This window comes from Helicobacter sp. 12S02232-10 (assembly GCF_002272895.1).
In the GTDB taxonomy this organism is placed as follows: Bacteria; Campylobacterota; Campylobacteria; order Campylobacterales; family Helicobacteraceae; genus Helicobacter_J.
Genome location: NZ_MLAQ01000024.1, coordinates 1 through 4,715, shown reverse-complemented (window position 1 = coordinate 4,715; position 4,715 = coordinate 1). Strand labels below are relative to the sequence as shown.

Below are 4,715 nucleotides of genomic sequence, written 5' to 3'. Positions count from 1 at the left end.
TATAAACCACAACAACATTTCCACCCCATTTGTAAAAAAATTTTATTCTTAATAGATATAAAAGCAATGCTTCAATAGAATAGAAGATGGTATTTCTAAGATATAGAAGATAGTATTTCTAAAAGAGGTGAATATGATAAAAATTTTAGGATTAGATATTGGGATTACATCAATTGGTTGGGCATTAATTCAAGCAGATAAAACTTTTAAACAAAACAATCAAATCATTGATTGTGGGGTAAGATTATTTACTCAAGCAGAAAATCCAAAGAATGGAGAATCGCTTGCTTTACCTAGAAGAGAAGCAAGGAGTGCGCGAAGAATTATCAAAAGAAGAAAAGCAAGGATACTCCAAATCAAAAAGCTTTTGTGCAAACATTTTGGTTTTGAATTTGAAGCATTTCTCCCTAAAGAAGCATCTTTGCCAAGATTTTTTCAAACCAATAAAGAATTCCTTTCTCCTTGGGAACTCAGATCTTTAGGGCTTGATAGAAAATTAAATGATGTCGAATTTGGACGAGTTCTTTTGCATATTGCCAAAAGAAGAGGCTATAACGATTTAAGCCTTGTTGTCTCAGAGAAAGAAGAGGATAAAAAATCTGAAAAGTTTATCTTGGATTCCATTCAAGAAAACAAAAATCAAATGCAAGCTAAGGGTTATAGAACAATCGGCGAAATGATGTTTAAAGAATATTACCTTAAAGAAGTCGCCAAAGGTCTTTATGAGAATGTCCGCAATAGAAATAAAAAAGATAAACAATCAGATGCTTCAAAAAAGACAGAAACAAAAGAGGAGAAAAAAGAAAATTATAAGCGTTCTGTCGGTAGAAAAGAGCTTCAAGAAGAAATTGGGCATATTTTTGAAGCCCAAAGAAGATTTGGTAACCAAAAAGCATCTGCTACATTTCAAGCTGCTTATGAAAAAATTGCTTTCTATCAACGGGAGTTAAAAAGCTTTGAAAACAAATTGGGGAGTTGTGAATTTTATCCCGAAGAAAAAAGAGCTTCTAAATGCTGTTATAGTGCTGAAGAATTCATTAATCTGACAAAAATTATCAATACTTTAAAAAATCTTGAAAGCAAAACAGGAGAAGTTTATCCAAAAGAAATCATCAAAGAAATTTTAGATGGAGCCAAAAAAGTCAAAAGTGGGTTGAGCTATAAAAAACTCCGTGAAATCTTAAAGCTTGATGAGAAAATACCATTTCAAGATTCAAAGCTTGATTATATTGCTAAAGGCAAGAAAGTTGAAACAGCGATTTTTATTAAATTTGAGAAATACCACCGGTTAAAAGATTATCTGCAAGATTTAGAAGCAGAATTTAACTCTTTGGATATAAAAACTCTAGACAATATCATCCAAATCATTACTTTTAATAAATCTCCAAAAGATATCAAGACAAAACTTTCTAAGCAAAACATTTCAAAATCCTTGCAAGAAAAATTGATTGCCAATACTCTTGGGTTCAATCAAAGCATTCGATTGAGTCTTAAAGCCCTCGATGAGATTTTGCCTTTGATGAGAGAAGGGAAGAGATATGATGAAGCGATCGAAGAAACTGGATTGAAGATGAAAAAAAAGAATACTAAATCCATCCTTCTCCCCCCGCTAACAGAAACAGAATTCTCAGATACACTCAATCCCGTCGTTAATCGTGCGATTGCTCAATGTCGCAAAGTGATCAATGCTGTGATTAAAAAATATGGCAAGGTGCATAAGATCCATCTGGAATTCACGCGTGAAATTGGTAAAAATTTTAAAGACAGGAGTAAGATTCTTAAAGAACAACAAGAAAACTATGATCGCAATCAAGAAGCTTTAAAGATTTGCAAAGAAATCGGTTTAGCAGAAAATGGGCGCAATATTTTAAAGGTAAAACTATGGATCCGACAAGATGAGTTCTGTGTTTATAGTGGTAAAAAAATTGAGCTTATAGATCTTAAAGATGAAAAATTACTTGATATTGACCATATTTACCCTCTCTCAAGAAGCTTGGATGATTCTCAAAATAATAAAGTGCTTGTTTTTCGCAGAATCAACCAAGGTGATAAAGGCAATAAAACCCCTTATGAATGGATTGGACACGATGCAAAAAAATGGGATGAACTCATCAAAAGAATCAATACAATGAAAAAACTTCCAAGAAGTGTGAAAAAGAAGATTGTGGATAAAAATTTCACTGATAAAAAAGAAGGTGATCGCGCAGAGTTTTTGGCTCGCAATCTGAATGACACAAGCTATATCAATCGATTAATCAGCCAATATTTGGCCTCTTATTTGGAATTTTTACCTTTAGATGATGCTGAAGATGTCACTCAAAAGGCTGGAACCAAAGGTTCAAAAAAACATGTTCTGACATTAGGTGGTAGCTTGACAAGTTTGCTCCGACATTATTGGGGGCTAGATGCCAAAAATAGAAATACCCATCTCCATCACGCACAAGATGCACTCATTATTGCATTTGCAACCGATGGTAATATCCAATCTTTTAGTAAATATCTGCAATCAAAAGAAGAGGAATACAAGAAAAAAGCTGACTCGAAAGAAAAGGCGGAAGACCTTAAAAATAGTGATAATAAAACAAAAAAATCTTTAGAAAGACCTTTGGAGAATTTTAATTCAGAAGTGCAAGAAAGAATCAATAAAATTTTTGTCTCTAAAGCCCCTAGGAGAAATGTCACTGGAGCTTTACACGAACAAACCATTCGTTCAAAAGAGGATTATTTCAAAGAATACGGGGGGATAGAGGGAGTTGAAAAGGCTATAAAACTTGGGAAAATACGCCAGATTGATCAAGGAATTGTGGATAATGATGGCATGGTGCGATCAGATATTTTCAGATCCAAAGATAAGGGTGAATACTACGTAGTTCCTGTTTATACTTATGATGTAGCAATTGGCAAATTACCCAACAAGGCAATTGTGTCAGGCAAAGATAAAACAGGTGTTATTAAGGATTGGATTGAGATGGATGACAATTATGAATTTTGTTTCAGTTTGTTTAAGGATGATTTGGTACAAATCCAAACAAACAAAATGCCTCAAAGCGTTTATGCCTACTTTGTGGGGACAAGTTCATCTACAGCAGGTCTGACGTTTAGACACCACAGTAATGTTTTAAAAGAAGATGAAAAAGACTTTTTTAAAGCTGATTCAGCTTCAGGATTTTTGTTACAAAGTGGTATTCGAAAACTCAAAATCTTCAAAAAATGCGTCGTATCGGCATTAGGAGAAATCAGTGAGGCTAGGCTTGAACCCAGAGAAGATGTCCGTTTAAAGACTACAAAAAAGAAAAGATGAATGGGAGGCTTTGATGAGGCTTATCGCAGTATTTTTATTTCTAATCCTGCAAAATTAAGCCTAAAGAATAATCTTTTTTGCATCACCCAAGAAGGAAAAGAAATCACATTTCCATTAAGGGATATTCTTATTGTTATTTCTGAGAGCAATCAAGTGAGTATTACAACAAGTTTGCTCAGTAAGCTAGCCGATCATAAAATTGCTTTTTTTACTTGTGATGATTCCCATATCCCTAATGGCATTTTCACACCTTATCTAGGGTATTATAAAACATCAGAAACCCTTCAAATTCAAGTCTCTCTTTCTAAACAAACCAAAGCAATTTTATGGCAACAAATTATTAAGCAAAAGCTTTATAATCAAGCAATGTTAGCTGAATTTTTTTGCCCTGAAAGCTCTCAAAAGATCTTAAAATTATCTAAAAATGTAATGCTTAATGATTCTAAAAATCTTGAATCTCAAGGGGCAATCCTTTATTTTCAAGCTCTTTTTGGAAAAAAATTCAGCAGAAGGGATTTTAATCCGATTAATTCTGCTCTCAATTATGCCTATGCAATCATTAGGGGTTGTATTGCTAGAAGCCTTGTAAGCAGTGGTCTTTTGCCTGCTTTTGGAATTTTTCATAAAAATCAATTCAATGCATTTAACTTAGCAGATGATATGATGGAGCCTTATCGGATATTTGCAGATTCTTTAGTGTGCTTGTTACTAGAAAAGCAAGATCTTCAAAAAGAATTTCAAAGAAATCACCGGCAAAATTTAGTTTCCATTTTAAATGCCAAAATTTCTTGCAAGAATAAATATTATCCTATGTATCGAGCAATCCCGCGTACGATCCAGTCCTTGGTAAATACACTTGGAGGATTTGGGAATGAATTAGTATTGCCTGTATTTATAAAGGAAAATTCCGATGGAAGAGAGATTTATGAGAATTTTGGTGATGTTTGATATGCCCACGTACACTAAAGAAGATAGAAAAAATTCTGCAAAGTTTCGAAAAGAATTGATAAAAGATGGATTTTTGATGTTGCAATTTTCTGTTTATGCTCGTATTTGTAAGGGTGTGGCCAGTGCAAATTCTCATTTGAATAGATTGGATTTAATTTTGCCTCCAAAAGGACATATCAGAGCATTAATATTGACAGAAAAACAATTTGATCAGATGAGATTATTATTGGGACAAAAAAGTGAATTAGAAAAGAAGAATGTGCCAAGACAACTTGTATTATTTTAGGGTTTTTAGGAGATTGTAACTCCGCACGGAACCCAATAACCGTTTATTTTAGGCAGTTATTAAAATCTTCTGTGTGTATTATAGCATATTTTTTATCATTTTATTCTATGTATATCCCTAATATCAATGATTTGATAGAGGTGTATTTTACCATAGAAGAATTTAATAACTGCCTAAAAC

Annotated in this window: 3 protein-coding genes; all 3 read left to right on the top strand. The window is 33.2% G+C overall.

The window, feature by feature from the left end:
* The first annotated feature begins 133 nt into the window (after nt 1-133).
* From cas9 to cas2, 3 genes are read left to right on the top strand one after another with little or no spacing between them, the layout of a single operon-like run.
* The gene (gene cas9 / locus BKH41_RS09460) at nt 134-3,301 is read left to right on the top strand and encodes a type II CRISPR RNA-guided endonuclease Cas9 (RefSeq protein WP_095299405.1); all 3,168 of its coding nucleotides are present in this window, start codon (nt 134-136) and stop codon (nt 3,299-3,301) included.
* Entirely contained in the window at nt 3,302-4,249 is a 948-nt protein-coding gene (cas1, locus tag BKH41_RS09455) for a type II CRISPR-associated endonuclease Cas1 (protein ID WP_095299403.1), read from the top strand.
* Nucleotides 4,212-4,535, top strand: coding sequence for a CRISPR-associated endonuclease Cas2 (gene cas2, locus BKH41_RS09450; RefSeq protein WP_257875463.1), 324 nt, complete (start codon nt 4,212-4,214; stop codon nt 4,533-4,535). Before cas1 ends, cas2 begins: the two co-directional genes overlap by 38 nt.
* Nucleotides 4,536-4,715: the final 180 nt, after the last annotated feature.

What these genes read in the sequence shown, in the direction of transcription:
- cas2 (WP_257875463.1), top strand. Translation starts at nt 4,212, where the DNA reads ATGGAAGAGAGATTTATGAGAATTTTGGTGATGTTTGATATGCCCACG.
- cas9 (WP_095299405.1), top strand. Translation starts at nt 134, where the DNA reads ATGATAAAAATTTTAGGATTAGATATTGGGATTACATCAATTGGTTGG.
- cas1 (WP_095299403.1), top strand. Translation starts at nt 3,302, where the DNA reads ATGGGAGGCTTTGATGAGGCTTATCGCAGTATTTTTATTTCTAATCCT.